Origin of the sequence: Pelagibacterium halotolerans B2 (assembly GCF_000230555.1) — a bacterium.
GTDB classification, from domain to species: domain Bacteria; phylum Pseudomonadota; class Alphaproteobacteria; order Rhizobiales; family Devosiaceae; genus Pelagibacterium; species Pelagibacterium halotolerans.
Map to the genome: position 1 here is coordinate 389,624 of NC_016078.1, position 14,285 is coordinate 403,908.

The 14,285-nt window shown below is 59.9% G+C and carries 17 protein-coding genes and 2 tRNA genes; 10 read left to right on the plus strand and 9 right to left on the minus strand.

Features of this window, described 5'->3' with window-relative positions; all coding sequences use genetic code 11:
* Positions 1–67: 67 nt before the first annotated feature.
* Positions 68–577, minus strand: coding sequence for a hypothetical protein (locus KKY_RS01910; protein ID WP_014129590.1), 510 nt, complete (start codon positions 575–577; stop codon positions 68–70).
* A gap of 159 nt (positions 578–736) precedes the next feature.
* A tRNA-Thr gene (locus KKY_RS01915) sits at positions 737–811 on the minus strand.
* Between the two features lie 118 nt (positions 812–929).
* Here KKY_RS01915 and KKY_RS20635 point away from each other — a divergent pair.
* The 9 genes from KKY_RS20635 (at position 930) to KKY_RS01950 (ending at position 6,758) form a co-directional block, all read left to right on the plus strand.
* The gene (locus KKY_RS20635; RefSeq protein ID WP_169315031.1) at positions 930–1,094 is read left to right on the plus strand and encodes a hypothetical protein; all 165 of its coding nucleotides are present in this window, start codon (positions 930–932) and stop codon (positions 1,092–1,094) included.
* Positions 1,095–1,201: 107 nt separating this feature from the next.
* Positions 1,202–2,494 (plus strand): UDP-N-acetylglucosamine 1-carboxyvinyltransferase, encoded by a 1,293-nt coding sequence (gene murA / locus KKY_RS01920; RefSeq protein ID WP_014129592.1) that lies wholly within the window; start codon positions 1,202–1,204, stop codon positions 2,492–2,494.
* A gap of 45 nt (positions 2,495–2,539) precedes the next feature.
* Positions 2,540–3,007, plus strand: a complete 468-nt coding sequence (locus tag KKY_RS01925) for a DUF2948 family protein (protein ID WP_014129593.1) — start codon at positions 2,540–2,542, stop codon at positions 3,005–3,007.
* A gap of 21 nt (positions 3,008–3,028) precedes the next feature.
* On the plus strand, positions 3,029–4,321 hold the full coding sequence (hisD, locus tag KKY_RS01930) for a histidinol dehydrogenase (protein WP_014129594.1): 1,293 nt from the start codon (positions 3,029–3,031) through the stop codon (positions 4,319–4,321).
* Entirely contained in the window at positions 4,321–5,280 is a 960-nt protein-coding gene (locus KKY_RS20980) for a UPF0262 family protein (RefSeq protein ID WP_014129595.1), read from the plus strand. The genes hisD and KKY_RS20980 overlap by 1 nt, the downstream gene beginning before the upstream one ends.
* A 131-nt stretch (positions 5,281–5,411) precedes the next feature.
* On the plus strand, positions 5,412–5,630 hold the full coding sequence (gene infA / locus KKY_RS01940) for a translation initiation factor IF-1 (RefSeq protein WP_004435948.1): 219 nt from the start codon (positions 5,412–5,414) through the stop codon (positions 5,628–5,630).
* A gap of 19 nt (positions 5,631–5,649) precedes the next feature.
* Complete coding sequence (locus KKY_RS01945) at positions 5,650–6,291, plus strand: Maf-like protein (protein ID WP_014129596.1); 642 nt, start codon at positions 5,650–5,652, stop codon at positions 6,289–6,291.
* Between the two features lie 2 nt (positions 6,292–6,293).
* Positions 6,294–6,488 carry a DNA gyrase inhibitor YacG gene (gene yacG / locus KKY_RS19880; RefSeq protein WP_083823894.1) on the plus strand — a complete coding sequence of 65 codons (195 nt, stop codon included), beginning with the start codon at positions 6,294–6,296 and terminating at the stop codon, positions 6,486–6,488.
* Positions 6,489–6,682: 194 nt separating this feature from the next.
* A tRNA-Phe gene (locus tag KKY_RS01950) sits at positions 6,683–6,758 on the plus strand.
* A 63-nt stretch (positions 6,759–6,821) separates the two neighbouring features.
* Here KKY_RS01950 and KKY_RS01955 read toward each other — a convergent pair.
* The 6 genes from KKY_RS01955 to glpK all read right to left on the minus strand — a co-directional run bounded on the left by KKY_RS01955 (position 6,822) and on the right by glpK (position 12,433).
* Positions 6,822–7,715, minus strand: a complete 894-nt coding sequence (locus KKY_RS01955; protein WP_014129598.1) for an aminoglycoside phosphotransferase family protein — start codon at positions 7,713–7,715, stop codon at positions 6,822–6,824.
* A 74-nt stretch (positions 7,716–7,789) separates the two neighbouring features.
* Positions 7,790–8,014 (minus strand): hypothetical protein, encoded by a 225-nt coding sequence (locus KKY_RS01960; protein ID WP_041528521.1) that lies wholly within the window; start codon positions 8,012–8,014, stop codon positions 7,790–7,792.
* A 216-nt stretch (positions 8,015–8,230) separates the two neighbouring features.
* A complete protein-coding gene (locus KKY_RS01965) occupies positions 8,231–8,413 on the minus strand; it encodes a DUF3008 family protein (RefSeq protein ID WP_014129600.1) in 183 nt (60 codons plus the stop codon).
* 76 nt (positions 8,414–8,489) lie between these two features.
* Complete coding sequence (locus KKY_RS01970) at positions 8,490–8,984, minus strand: MgtC/SapB family protein (RefSeq protein ID WP_014129601.1); 495 nt, start codon at positions 8,982–8,984, stop codon at positions 8,490–8,492.
* 59 nt (positions 8,985–9,043) lie between these two features.
* Complete coding sequence (locus tag KKY_RS01975) at positions 9,044–10,831, minus strand: sodium:proton antiporter (protein WP_014129602.1); 1,788 nt, start codon at positions 10,829–10,831, stop codon at positions 9,044–9,046.
* Positions 10,832–10,939: 108 nt separating this feature from the next.
* Positions 10,940–12,433 (minus strand): glycerol kinase GlpK, encoded by a 1,494-nt coding sequence (gene glpK / locus KKY_RS01980; protein ID WP_014129603.1) that lies wholly within the window; start codon positions 12,431–12,433, stop codon positions 10,940–10,942.
* Between the two features lie 120 nt (positions 12,434–12,553).
* On the opposite strand from glpK, the gene KKY_RS01985 reads away from it, so the two are divergent.
* Positions 12,554–13,489: an AEC family transporter gene (locus KKY_RS01985; protein WP_041528994.1), complete on the plus strand. Its 936-nt coding sequence runs from the start codon at positions 12,554–12,556 to the stop codon at positions 13,487–13,489.
* On the opposite strand, the gene KKY_RS01990 is transcribed toward KKY_RS01985, so the two are convergent.
* Positions 13,469–14,281 (minus strand): transglutaminase family protein, encoded by an 813-nt coding sequence (locus KKY_RS01990; protein ID WP_014129605.1) that lies wholly within the window; start codon positions 14,279–14,281, stop codon positions 13,469–13,471. The genes KKY_RS01985 and KKY_RS01990 overlap by 21 nt on opposite strands.
* Positions 14,282–14,285: the final 4 nt, after the last annotated feature.

Genomic DNA, 14,285 nt, shown 5'->3' on the forward strand with positions numbered 1-14,285 from the left:
CGCCATGGCGCATGCGTGGGCCGAACTTTGTTGCTCAACTGTCGCAGTATCTTCCCGAGCAAGCCGATTACTGAGGTTCACAACTGCCGGGTAGGATAGATTCCAGTGCGCCTTGGGCAGGACTGAGCTCGCCCTCGGTTATCGCCATGGGCTTGAAAGGTGGGGTTGCCTGAACCCCTGGTTGAGCGAGCCGGAGGGTGTAGCATCCCGCAAAACGCTCGGTTGTACCATCGGTCATCGTGGCTTCGATCGCCGCAGGAATAGTATAATAAATCGTCCCGGCCGCCCCTTCTGACACTTCGGGCCCAACGATCAATTGAACGGACTCCGTACTTTCATACCCTGCGGCAAAGGCCTCGAAATCAGCCTGCTGATCCATGCCGTCCTCATGTTCGAAATAGGACCAGGCACGTAGATATTCCGAGCGGCTGATGGCGTTGTGGAGCGATTCAATGACCGCCGCGGCTGTCGATCTGTCGTCGTAATATGGATTGTCGGGCACCGGATCTTCCAGATCGTCCGCTCCAGGGGGTGGCGCCTCTAGCTCGCCGGGAACCACTGTGACTTCGGCGGCCACAGGCACCACGACCTGTACGTGCAACGGCGGGCGAAGCCATCAACAGGGCGGCGAAAGCAACGCTGAACTTGTTCATGCAAACTCTCCTTTTCCCGACAACGCGCGGGAACGCGTCAACGTTGCTTCAAGCGGCCATGCCGATAGCGATCGGGAAAGGAATGGTGCTGCTGGACAGGATTGAACTGTCGGCCTCTCCCTTACCAAGGGAGTGCTCTACCACTGAGCTACAGCAGCGCCGGTGCCGGTGGCGGTGGCCATCCGGATGCGGGCCTCTACTGCCACAGGCCATCTGTGGACGCAAGGGCAAAAAACTGCCACTAGAACACCAACGATATCCGCCAGGGGCCAGTCCATGTCCAATCCGGATCGCGACCAAAGATTGGCCGCAAAGCTGCGGGAAAATCTGCGCCGCCGCAAAGCACAGGCCAAGGCACGAACGGCGCCGGCCGATCGATCGGAACAACAAGGGGGGGCGGGCGCCTCAAAACCTGAACCAACCGGCAAAAAAGAGACCTGACGTCGCCGTTTCTTGCAGCCTGTCCGGCGCTGCGCTACCAACATCCTCAACCTCCGCGTCGCCTTCCTGGGCCGATTCGCGAAAATTCCCTGTCCAAGGAGTGCCATATGGACCGCATCCGCATCGTGGGTGGCAATCAGCTCAATGGCGAAATCCATATCTCGGGCGCCAAGAACGCTGCGCTGCCCCTGATGATCGCTTCGCTTCTGACCGAAGAACCATTGGTGCTTGTCAATGTGCCGCGCCTTGCCGACGTCAAGCAACTTGAACGCATCCTCGAAAATCACGGCGTCGATATCGCGGTGCATGGCCGCCGTCGTGGCGATACCGAAATGGGTGGACAGCGGATCACCTTCACCGCATCCGACATTGTCGATACGACAGCGCCCTATGAACTGGTTTCGACAATGCGTGCCAGTTTCTGGGTCATCGGCCCGCTGCTGGCTCGCGAAGGGCATGCCAAGGTCTCCTTGCCAGGCGGTTGCGCCATCGGTACGCGTCCGGTGGATTTCTACCTCGACGGCTTGCGCCAGCTCGGCGCCGAGATCGAAATCGACGCAGGCTATGTACTGGCCCGGGCTCCGGGTGGCAGGCTCAAGGGCGCAAGCGTCAGGTTTCCAAAAGTTTCCGTAGGTGCCACCCATGTGGTGATGATGGCGGCGACCCTGGCCGAGGGAACCACGACAATCGAAAATGCCGCGCTCGAACCTGAAGTCACCAATCTGGCCGAATGCCTTGTCGCCATGGGCGCGAAGATTTCCGGCATCGGCACCGGGCGGCTGGTCATCGAAGGTGTGGAAAAGCTCGATGGGGCGATCCACGAGGTGGTCCCGGACCGTATCGAGACGGGCACCTATGCGTTTGCGGCGGCGATGACGGGCGGCGAAGTGTTCCTGCGCAATGCAAGGCCCGAGCTGCTGCAGTCGGCGCTCGACGTGCTGGTCCGCACCGGGGTGGACGTTACCACCGAAGAGGGCGGCCTGCGCATCAAGCGCAATGGAAACGGCATCATGCCCGTCGATGTCGAAACCGATCCGTTTCCCGGATTTCCGACCGATCTGCAGGCCCAGTTCATGGCGCTTATGGCCCGCTCGAGCGGGGTATCGGCGATCAAGGAAACGATTTTCGAGAACCGCTTCATGCACGTGGCCGAACTGGCGCGCTTTGGCGCCAACATCCACGTCGATGGACAGACCGCGACGGTGACCGGGGTGCCCGAACTCAAAGGCGCCCAGGTGATGGCGACCGATTTGCGTGCATCGGTCTCCCTGGTCATTGCCGGCTTGGCGGCGCGGGGCGAAACCGTGGTCAACCGCATCTATCATCTCGATCGCGGTTTCGAGCGCCTCGAAAACAAGCTTTCGCGTTGCGGAGCAGAGATTGAGCGGATTGCCGGTTAAGCAAGCGGTCATAATAGGCTTGCACTTCGGGCCGGAAATGCCCAGATGTTGGCCATGACCTCCACCGATCCTCTATCCAAGGCCACCATGACCGACCTCAAGCTTCTGGCGCTCGACAGCGAAGACCTCGAGATCGTTTCCGCTCACGTTCAAGACGCCGTCGTGCGCGTGGGCGATATGGGCTATTCCAGAAATGACCGGCGCTTCGTGCTGCTCATGAATCGCTATGCCTGGGAAGCAGGAGATAAGCGCGGGCAGCGCAAGCGGGCCGGATTGCATTTCGATCACGTGACCGCCGCGCATGCCGAAGGGTTCGATCTCAATTCCAAGGATGGCGTTCTCGAATTGCTCGCCGTGACGTTTGAGCCGACCGACGTCCCCGCGGGGCAGGTCTTGCTTACCTTTGCCGGCGGTGGCAGGGTACGCCTCGACGCTGAATGTCTCGAAGCGCGTCTTCGCGATCTCGGTGGGGTTTGGGCGGCCAAAGCCCAGCCCAAGCACGACGTCGACTGACCGGGGCGCGATCAGCCAACCATGACTGCACTTCTTTCAAGCGCTGAACCGGGCTTTGCGCAGGCCTTCGAGACGCTTCTGGGCTCCAAGCGCGAAGCCTCGGTCGAGGTGAGTGAAACGGTCGCCGCGATCATTGCCGACGTGCGGGCCCGAGGCGATGCCGCGCTGATCGATCTGACCCGGAAGTTCGACGGGCTGGACCTGACTCCCCAAACCATGCGGTTCTCATCCGAAGAGATCGAAACGGCCTATCGGGCGGTTTCGCCGCAAATTCGCGACGCGCTGACATTGGCGCACAAACGCATCGCCTCCCATCACGAAAAGCAAAAGCCCCTCGACCACATCTACACCGACGATATCGGCGTTACGCTGGGAAGCCGATGGACACCGGTCGAGGCTGCCGGGCTCTACGTTCCGGGCGGGCTGGCATCCTATCCGTCCTCGGTGCTCATGAACGCCATTCCGGCCAAGGTGGCAGGGGTAGAGCGATTGGCCATGGTGGTGCCGACGCCGAATGGCGTGGTCAATCCCGCCATTCTCGCCGCCGCGAAAATCGCCGGCGTCACCGAAATCTATCGCGTCGGCGGTGCACAGGCGATTGCGGCACTGGCCTTCGGCACCGAGACGATCGCACCCGTCGCCAAGATCACCGGGCCGGGCAACGCCTATGTGGCGGCTGCCAAGCGCCAGGTCTTTGGCACTGTGGGCATCGATATGATCGCCGGCCCCTCCGAAGTGCTCATCATTGCCGATGGGTCGGCCAATCCGGCCTGGCTTGCTGCCGATCTCCTGGCACAAGCCGAGCACGGGGCAGGGGCTCAGTCGATCCTGCTGACCACAGACGAAGCGCTGGCGAAGGCCGTTCTTGCCGAAGTCGACCGGCAATTGGCGACCCTTCGTGCACCCGACAACGCCCGCCGGGGTTGGGAAGAATTCGGCGCGATCATCACGGTCGGTAGCCTTGATGAAGCCATGTCTCTGGCCAATCGCATCGCTTCGGAGCATGTCGAACTCGCGCTCGACGACCCGCACTCGTGGATCGACAAAATTCGCAATGCCGGCGCGATTTTCGTCGGGCACCACACGCCCGAATCGATTGGAGATTACGTTGGCGGCTCCAATCACGTCCTTCCGACGGCGCGTTCCGCCCGATTTGCCTCGGGGCTCGGTGTTCTCGATTTCGTCAAACGCACCTCGATCCTGGGCTGCACGCCCCAGGCTCTGGCCGAGCTCGCCGACGCGACTGTAACACTGGCGGAAACCGAAGGGCTCGAAGCCCACGGAAAGTCGGTGTCGATAAGGCTAAATCGCTGATGGAAAGGCGCCCTTTCGATCCCGACACCGACAGGATCGTTACGGTTACGCTCGATCCCACGACGATCACCTCGGTCGATCCCGACGAAGTCCATGAATGGCGCGTTGCGATTTACGACCTTGTCGACACCAACCGCTTTTATCCCGCGCGCGTAAGCGCCAAGGGACCTTACGCTCTGCACCTGTCGATCATTCACAACCACATAGTGCTGGACGTCCGGCATCCTGAAACGTTCAGTCCGATTGCCGCTCACTATCTATCGCTTACGCCCTTCAGGAGCCTGATCCGCGACTATTTCCGCATCCGCGAAAGCTATTATGAAGCGATTCGCTCTGCGTCGACGTTTCAGATCGAGGCCGTCGATATGGGCCGGCGGGGTCTTCACAACCAGGCCGCCGAACTCTTGATCGAGCGGCTGAACAACAAGCTGGTGATGGATCTCGAAACTGCCCGCCGGCTCTTCACCCTGATCTGTGCCGTCCAGCCCTATGCGGCACGGGTAACCGAACAGGAAAGTCAATTGCCGACCATCCTGTTTGTCTGTTCCATGAACTCTGTGCGCTCACCGATAGCCGCTGCCTTGGCCCGCAAGCATTTCCCGGGGCGCCTCGTCGCCCGTTCGGCAGGTGTGCGCTCAGGCAAGGTCGATCATTTCGTCCATCAGGTCATGGAAGAGGTCGGGATCGACATGTCGGTTCACACCCCGCATACAATGGACGAACTGGTCGCGTCCAATTTCGACATTATCGTCACCTTGGCCGACGACGCCAACGACGCCGTAGCCGAGCGCGGGCTCGAAGCGGCGATCATGGAGCATTGGTCCATGCCTGATCCTTCGGAGATGGAGGGCAGTCGAGAACTGGTTTTGGGCGCCTATCGTGAACTGCGCGATACGATGGACCTCAAGCTGCGCACCACGCTCGAACCCATGCTGGCAAGCGCCGAGAAAGGCGCCTGATTCAGGGACTTTCAATTATCCGCGTTTGCGTTTAGTTTGCGCGCCAAATCGCGCCCTACAGTCGAGTGTGGGCCTTAGGAAGGCCTCGGCCCGCGCTCGCGATCCGTCTTGGGGCAATATCAGGAGAAAGAATGGCAAAGGAAGAAGTGCTCGAATTTCCGGGCGTTGTCACCGAATTGCTTCCCAACGCGACATTTCGCGTAAAGCTCGAGAACGAACACGAGATCATCGCCCATACAGCCGGACGCATGCGCAAGAACCGTATCCGCGTTCTGGCCGGCGACAAGGTTCTCGTGGAGATGACGCCCTACGATCTGACCAAGGGCCGCATCACCTACCGTTTCAAGTAAAACCGTCCGTGAGCCGATAGTGTCCAACAGACGCCCCGAACTCATACTCGCTTCGGCCTCTCCGCGTCGGCTCGCTCTTCTCAACCAGATTGGCATCGAACCCGATCATCTGATTCCCGCTCATGTGGATGAGACACCCGAGAAAGGTGAATTGCCGCGCCGATTGGCCCAGCGGCTTGCCCACGCCAAGGCGGTCGAGGTGCGCAACAAGGCGCGTCAGGCCGGGCTGGCGTCCGAATCGGTGATATTGGCCGCAGATACAGTGGTCGCTGTGGGCCGCCGTATCCTGCCCAAGGCGGAAACCATGGATGAGGCGGCAAGCTGCCTTAGGCTGCTGTCGGGCCGTGCCCATCGGGTGTTTACCGGTGTCTGCGTCATTTCCGCATCCGGCCAGGCCCGCGAGCGGCTCGTCGATACCCGCATCCGCTTCAAACGCCTTTCCAATAAGGAAATCGAGGCCTATCTGGCCAGCGGCGAATGGAATGGCAAGGCGGGCGGTTATGCCATCCAGGGAATCGCCAGTGCTTTTGCGGTCAAGCTGAGCGGGTCTTATTCTGCCGTCGTGGGGCTGCCGCTGTTCGAAACCGTTGGCCTTTTGAACGGCGAGGGCTATCCCGTTCATTTCAACTGGCTCAACGCGACGGCGCTCCCAGGGGTGTAATCATGCCCACCAATGTAACACGCCTTCGACCGCCCAAGCCGTGCCCCATCTGCGGCAAGCCTTCAGTGCAACAATTTCATCCCTTCTGCTCGGCTCGCTGCGCTGACGTCGATCTCAATCGTTGGCTGAAGGGAAATTACGTCATTCCGGGCAAAACCTCTTCCGCAGACGAAGACGATACCGGCTCATCATCCTAAACCGATCAGGACCATTTTATCTTCGCGAGGGACCGGATTCCGGGCCAGTATATTGGCGATTTTCGCTGCTTTGGCTGCGGCCCGGGAAAAAGTGTTGTCCGCCCACAAATTTCTCGCCGGAGCGCTGGACAGCCCGGGCCGGACTGCCTATAAACCGGCCACCAACACGGGGTCTGTAAAAACCTCGAACGGATGCCCAGGTAGCTCAGTTGGTAGAGCAGCGGATTGAAAATCCGCGTGTCGGTGGTTCGATTCCGCCCCTGGGCACCATTTCTTCTCAATTTTTATCGGTTTGGTCTTGTCCGATGTCGAACCGCTGGTCGATGCCTCGGTTCACGCCAGGTCGTACACGGCCAGAAGGTTGGGAAGGACGGCCAGGTGCCAATTGATGGATTCACCGGTGGCGAGCGCCTGACACGCTGAATTGGCCGCGTGGATCGCCGCAAATGCCAGGATGCGTTTGCGCTTGTAGCCAAGCTTGGCAGCGAAGCCGTCGGCCATGGCATTGATCCGAATCGGATCGGCGGCCAAGGCGACGTTTCCCCACGGATGCAGGAAACTTGCCGCCAGATCATAGGCGGGATCGCCCAGAAGACCGATAGGAGAACGAGCGATCCATCCGCGTTCGGCCAGTACGATCCTGTCATGGTGAACCGCACCATGAAGCGGAATTTCGGCGGCGGGCTTGTCGAGTGTCGCATAGGCTATGCCCACTGAGCGGGCATACAGGTCCCGCGCCGTGTCGGGCCATATCCGAACGTCGGCGGCAAAAAAATCACTCAGGTATTCACGCAGCGGCACGAGGTTATCCGGCTCGCCGGGACGGCTGACATGCAGCATACCCACGAGATTGGCGATGGCGCTGGTTGCCTGTTCGTCCTTTCCGTCCAGCGCGGGTTCGGACAGCATCCTGCCCTCTGCCCATTCTGTCAGGATGGCGTCTTCGGCTGTGCCGAAATGGCGTAAGGCGCCGTCCCCGCGATACCACTCGAGCAGCTTTCCCGGCCTTTCAGGATCGACGGTATCGGGCTTGTAGATGCGAAGGGCAGCCGGGCTGTTGTCGTCGCGCTGGACCTTATAGGTCCAGGCCACAGGCGTCTCTGCCACTTGAGTGAGCTTGGAAAGGCTCCAGCGGATGGCAGCCTTGTTGAGGACTGTGTCGTGCGGTGCGGTGCCGATCGGAACCCCCTGTCGAAAGCGTTTGGGCGCGCGCCGGGAAAGAATCACTGTTGGATCGATACACACGCTTTCTAGCAAATTTCGGGCGAGCCGTCTGGTTCCCGGTAAACCGGTGTGTGGCGTTAGCGTTTCTCCAGCCAGGGCATCAGCCGCACGCGCGGCGAAGCTTCGGGCTGCTTGGGAGGGGTCCGGGAGGGATTTTCAGCCAGCCTTGCATCGAGCTCGTCGAGCCTTGCCAGTGCGACGTCGAGAAGGTGATCCATTCCCGCATCGTACCAGACTTCGTTTGCCAACATGGCTCTCGCCTGTTCAATGCGATCTTTCGCCAGAAGATATGCAGTCGGCATTGGGCGTCTCCGTGGCTGTCAACATGCACATACCGGTAGGAAGTGCATTCGAGTCGAACCAGCGCATACCCCCACTTGCCCACAACACTAAACCTCCATGGTAAAACCCTCTTGAAGGATAAAGGCGGGATTTGAACTTTATTGCAGCGGTTTGCCCGGGCATGGCCCGGGCCCCGACCGTTCGGTACGGAGAAGGAGAGGCGGACAGACTCCTCCTCAGTTCTTCTTGTTGGGGAGGTCCTTGCGCTTGGTCGATGCAAACTCTTCGAGTTCTTTTTCCGTCATCGAATCGACCATGTCGCGCGAAGCGCCTTTGAGTTCTTTCTTCGGAATTTCACCACGTTTCGCGGCCAGGGCGGCACCCGCCGCCTTTTGTTGGGCTTTGGATTTGGCTGGCATGTTCATCCTCCATAAAGAGAAGGAAAAACGGCTCCATTGATCTGCGGTTCCGGCAGGAAATTTTCGTTATGATACGCTACCGGTCGTCCTCGCCGTCAAGGAAGCGCTTTTCGAATTGGCCGAGCACGACTGTAATAATCAGAACCAGAACTGTCGCCGTGACGGCTACTGAGAAAAAGCCGGACCCGGCCGCTACGCCAATCGCTCCGGCCATCCACAGACCTGCACCCGTTGTCAGCCCCTTGATGTCGGTCCCCGAGCGAATGATGGCGCCGGCCGCCAGAAATGCGACCCCTGCTGTTACCGCCTCGATGACGCGGATCGGATCGAGTCGCGCAATCGTCTCGGCGTTCAGATCGACCATCTCGTGATAGATTTCAAAGGTCATCACGGTGAATGCGGCCGCGGCCGTCGAGACAAGCATGTGTGTTCGCAACCCGGCCGGATGCCTGCTGATTTCACGCTCAAGGCCAATCAAGGCGCCAAGAACGGCTGCAATCAGCAAACGCGCGGCAAGCACGATAAAAGACTCGTGAGTCGGATTGCCCCCAAGTGCGAGGAAATCTTCCATATGCAGGTCCCCGGAACGGTTCTCATGAAAACGCGTCGAGGGCCGGCGGGTTCCGATGCTCAGAAGGGCCAGAGAATGGGGATCAATGTCATTGATACAATAAAGACAACGATGTTCATGAGCGCTCCGATGCGGACGAAGTCGAAAAACTTGTATCCGCCTGCGCTATAGACAAGCGTATTGGTTTGATAACCGATCGGCGTAAGAAAGCTTGCGCTGGCGGCGAACATGACGGCCACGACAAAGGGTCGCGGATCCACGCCAAGTCCTGTGGCCAGCCCTATCGCCACCGGCGTAACGATCACCGCAACGGCGTTGTTGGTCACGATTTCGGTGAGTATGGAAGCAAGTATATAAACAACGCCGAGCGCAAACAGAGGTGACAGCACCACCAGATACGGTGCCATGAACGCCACTATGTTTTCGATCAATCCGACATTCTCCATGCCGACCCCGACACCGAGCATGGCAATGATGAGACCGAGGATTCTCCAGTCGACGGCCTGCACGGCCTCGTCGGGCTCTACACAGCGGGTAGCAAGCACCGTAGCCGCGCCGATCACGGCGAGCCCAGCGATTGGCATCAGTCCCAATGCTGCGCCAACGACCACAGCGATCAGAACGCCGATGGCTATTGGGGCTTTCGCCCGGCGGAAACCGCGCTCTGCAGGCTCGGAAACGTTGACCAGATCATAGTCCTCGACCATGCGCTGAAGGTCTTCGGGCGCACCTTCGATCAACAGCGTGTCGCCAACCTCAATGGGCGCCGTCTCGAAGCGCTCCGCGAGGTTTGAACCGCGACGGTGCAGGGCAAGCGGATAGACGCCATAGCGCCGGCGCAAGCGCAAATGTTTGAGCGTCTTGCCCAAAATGCCGGCGCTGGGCCCCATCAGTACCTCAACGATCGAGGAGGACCGGCTGCCAAGCGACTGCATATGCTCGGACTCGGGGATGTTGAGGTCGCCTTCCTCCTTCATCGAGAGCAGTTCGGCCACCGACGTGCGCAGCACCACGACATCGCCAGGTTGCAGCACGACATCCTGAATGTGCCGGCGCAGCGAAAAGCTGGCGCGCAGAACGTCGATGAGTTGGCGGTCCGCACGGTTGAAGGCCGCGACCTCTCGGGCCTTTTTCCCCACATGGGGGGAATTGTCCTCGATAACGGCTTCAAGCACGAACTTCTTGCTGGCTTCCGAAAGTGAAACCGAGGAAACAGTGGTCCGGTCGGGCAGCAGCCGCCGGGCCAGCAGCATCATCACAATACCGGCTGTGGCAACGGTGATGCCAACCGGGGCAATCTCGAAGATGTGGAACGGCTCCATGCCGCTGCTCTGCGCCACGCTATCGACCAGGATGTTGGTCGAAGTCCCGATCAGTGTGCAGGTCCCACCCAGAATGGCAGAAAACGACACCGGGATGAGCAGTTTGGAGGCCGGGGTTTCCATCTGCCGGGCCATCGCCACTGCCACCGGAATCATCATCATCACGAGCGGCGTGTTGTTCATGAATGCAGACATTACGGCGATGGCCAGCAGGAACGAAAGCAGGCTTCGATAGGGATGCCGCTTTGCCCCGGCAGTGATCCAGGTCGCGAAACTTTCAAGCGCGCCCGTGCGCACGAGCGCTGCCGAAATCACGAACATTCCCGCTATCGTCGCCGGAGCACTGTTGGAGAGCACCCCGAGCAGGTCATCGACAGAAACGATGTTGAGAAGAATGAGAACGGAAACCGCGATGGCCGCACTCACCTCCGGAGAACGCCACTCCCGAGCAAATGCGATAAAGAGACCGACAATGACGACGCCGACGATCAGCGCGCCATAGGGCTCAATCAGGCTAGCGAACAAATGCACCCTCCGCTCGGTCCATGGCGCACTCTATTCGATGCCCCCCGTCCTTGGAAAGCGGTCAGAATCAATTCGGTCTTCTTTTTTCAGAATGATCGCAGCGGAGCATTATCGCTCCGAGATCGTCCGGCTGACCGCATCATGCCAGCCCGCAAGCTTTTCGTTGCGCACCGCCTCGTCCATCTCGGGCACGAACTGGTGTTCGAGTGCCCAACTCCTGGAAAAGGCTGTTTGGTCCGGCCACATCCCTATGGCCTGTCCGGCAAGCCAGGCGGCGCCCAGAACCGTGGTTTCAAGCATATGGGGCCTGTCGATCGGCGCATCGAGAATATCGGCGAGAAATTGCATCATATAGTCGGATGCCACCATTCCGCCATCGACCCGAAGCACGGTCGCGGCCCCGCGGGAATTCCAGTCCTTGTGCATTGCATCGAGAAGATCGGCGGTCTGGTAGCAAACGGCTTCCAGGGCTGCGCGCGCGAGTTCTTCGGGTCCGGTGTTGCGCGTAAGCCCGAACATGGCCCCCCGCGCTTCCGCATCCCAATAGGGGGCGCCCAACCCCACGAACGCCGGCACCAGATAAACGCTCTGCTTTGGATCGGCCCCGAGCGCCAATCGGCCGGAGTCCGATGCCTTGCCGATGATCTTGAGTCCATCGCGCAACCACTGCACGGCAGCGCCCGCCACAAAGATCGAGCCCTCCAGCGCATAGGTGGTCTTGCCACCCAGCCGGTAGGCGATCGTCGTGAGGAGCCGGTTCTGGGAGCGCACCTGGGTATCGCCGGTATTGAGCACCGCAAAACACCCCGTGCCATAGGTCGACTTGATCATCCCGGGCGTAAAACACGCCTGCCCGATGACCGCTGCATGCTGATCTCCGGCCACGCCGCGGATAGGGATTTGCCTGCCGAAAATTGCTGCATCGGTCCGCCCGAAGTCCCCGTCGCAGTCGCGAACCTCCGGCAACATGGCCGCCGGCACATCCATGAGCGCCAGCAATTCGTCGTCCCAGGCGTTCTTTTCAATGTCGAACAACAGTGTGCGGCTGGCATTGGTCGCGTCGGTCGCGTGGACGGCGCCCCCCGTCAGCCGCCAGATGAGATAAGTGTCCATGGTTCCGAAGGCCAGTTCCCCGGCTTCGGCCCTCCTTCGCGCGCCCTCTACGGAGTCGAGCAACCATTTGATCTTGGTGCCGGAAAAATAGGGGTCGAGCAGCAGGCCCGTTTTCTGGCTGACCAAAGACTCCTTGCCTGCCGATTTGAGTGCATTGCAGATATCGGATGTCCGGCGATCCTGCCAGACAATGGCCCGGTGAATCGGCTTGCCGGATTTTCGGTCCCACACCAGGGTGGTTTCCCGCTGGTTGGTAATCCCGATGGCGGCAATGTCATCTGCGGAAAGCCTCGCACGCTTCAGCGCCGAGCGGACGGAGGAAATCACCGATTCCCAGATGTCTTCGGGATCGTGCTCAACCCAGCCACTTTGGGGAAAATGTTGCGCGAACTCCTTCTGGCCCTGACCGGCAACCTTCATAGCCTTGTCGAAAACCAGCGCCCGGCTCGACGTCGTGCCCTGGTCGATGGCCAGAATGTGGCTCCCCATTGCGTCTCCTCCCATCATCGGTTGCCGTGACCGTGCATCAAACCGGTCAAGGCGTAAAGATTGACGCGCCAGCTCATTCCATGTCTTTTAGTTTTGTCCAGCCTTGCCAAAGCCTTCCGCATGCTTTCCGTTCTCAACGTCATCGCTCCGGTCTTCATCCTGATCGGGCTCGGATACCTCGCCGTCAGGGTCAAGTTCTATCCGCGTGCCGGCGTTGGCGGGTTGATCGCCTATGTGAACAATTTCGCCACGCCTTGCCTGTTGTTCAGGGCAATGATCGACGTTGATTTTTCCACCGCGTTCAATTTCTCGATCATCGGACCTTTCTATGCAGGAGCGATATCGGTTCTTGCGCTGGGCGCCATCGGTGCGGCCAGAGTGTTCAAGCGCAGACCCGGCGAAGCGGTTGCCGTGGGTTTTTCGGCAATGTTTACCAACACCGTTCTGGTGGGCATCCCGATCATGCAGCGTGCCTATGGCGATCAAGCCATGCCGATCGTTTACTCCATTATCGGGCTGCACGCGCCGGTGCTGATGACCATTGGCATGTTCGTCATGGAGTTGGCGCGGCGCGACGGCGGCAAGGTCTCCACGGCGCTGTTTCAGGGGCTCAAGAAGTCACTGGCCAACCCCATCCTGATCGGCATCGCCCTCGGCCTCCTGGCCAATCTTTTGGGGTTCGAGTTGTCCGGGGTCGCCGATGAAGTCACGCTCTTGCTGGCCGGGACGGTCATGCCCGTTGCCCTGTTCGGTCTCGGTGGAGCCCTCAACGATTATAAGCTCGGGGAGACATGGACCCAGGCGCTGATGACAAGTTCCATGCAGTTGGTCGTTCACCCGGCCATCGCCTGGGTCATCATGGTGCCGATCCTCGGTGTCGATCCGCACATCGCCCGCTATGGCGTTTTGCTCGCCGCCATGCCTGCGGGCATAAATGTTTATATCTTTGCGACTTTCTACAACCGGGCGATGGACGTCGCCGCCAACACGATCCTGCTGTCGACTGTGCTCTCGGTCTTCACAATAACCGGGTGGTTATTGCTCCTGGGCGCCTGATTGCTGCTGTTGCTGCTGGTTCATCATGACTTGGGAAACGCGGATTGTATCCTCGGCTTGACGCTCCAATTCCGGTGCGAGCCTGACCGGCGCAGTCGTTTCCGCGTCGAGCCCGCAGGCAATCCTCACATATGAGGCTGTCGGGCACAGATTGACCGAAGGATCGAACCCGATCCAGCCCAGCCCGTCGTCCCATGCCTCGGCCCACGCATGCAGCCGTGCCGCCTCGTCATGTTCAGTGAGCACGTACCCGGTCACGAACCGCGCGGGAATGTCCATGCCGCGTGCGGCGGCCACGAACACATGCGCGTGGTCCTCGGCCACGATCTCGGGTGCATCGTCGTCCTCTTCCGGTGCCGTCTCGCGCGCTTCGTGAAGCCGGTTCATCAGCCAATGCAGAAGTTCAACCCGGCTCATTCCGGCCTTGGCATGCGCTTTCAACCGGTTGACCAGATTGCCGTTCGGCTTGGTCTGGGGCGTGAAGCGTTTGAAGAGCGACACGTTTGGCTCGCCCGCCACCCGCCCGAGCACGCCGTTGGTATCGGTGGTCTCCACGACGCCCGAAACCGAAATGAACAAATCGTTTTCAGGGCGATGCTGGCTGACAAGATGGGCCGTATTGCCGAAGGCATCGGTAAAGCTGGCGGCAGCTTCGATCCCATCCATCTTAATGGACCACTCAACCACCGATTGCGATGCGGTTTCGACCGGTGTCAAAAGCAGATGCTGGACCGCATGCGCCAGGCCCTCGCTGGGCGCAAAGCTGAATTCGTGGCGTATCGATATTCGCATGCAT